General features: G+C 47.1%; 1 protein-coding gene. It reads left to right on the forward strand.

Annotated elements, in window-relative coordinates:
• The coding region (locus PL9214_RS29670; RefSeq protein WP_186440522.1) for an FG-GAP repeat domain-containing protein at window positions 1–533 on the forward strand (533 nt) is incomplete at both ends.

Genomic DNA, 533 nt, shown 5'->3' on the forward strand with positions numbered 1-533 from the left:
CCCCATCTCGAAATTGTACAAAAACACAGGCAGTGGTTTTATTGAAGATACCAGTATTTCCCTTCCTGGTGTTTGGTACGGTTCCGTCGCCTGGTCTGACTACAACGGAGATGGCAAATCCGACTTCCTCTTGACGGGTGCCTCAAGTTCAGGCTACATCTCCAGACTGTACAAAAACACGGGGAGTGGTTTTAGCGAAGATACCAGTATTTCCCTTCCTGGTGTTTCTGATAGTTCTGTCGCCTGGTCTGACTACACCGGAGACGGCAAATCCGACTTCCTGTTGACGGGTTACGATAGGAAACCCATCTCGAAATTGTACAAAAACACAGGCAGTGGTTTTAGCGAAGATACCAGTATTTCCCTTCCTGATGTTTGGAAAGGTTCGGTCGCCTGGTCTGACTACACCGGAGACGGCAAATCCGACTTCCTGTTGACGGGTTACGATAATTCATCGAACCCCATCTCGAAATTGTACAAAAACACAGGCAGTGGTTTTATTGAAGATACCAGTATTTCCCTTCCTGGTGTTT

The sequence above is a fragment of the Planktothrix tepida PCC 9214 genome (genome assembly GCF_900009145.1).
In the GTDB taxonomy this organism is placed as follows: domain Bacteria; phylum Cyanobacteriota; class Cyanobacteriia; order Cyanobacteriales; family Microcoleaceae; genus Planktothrix; species Planktothrix tepida.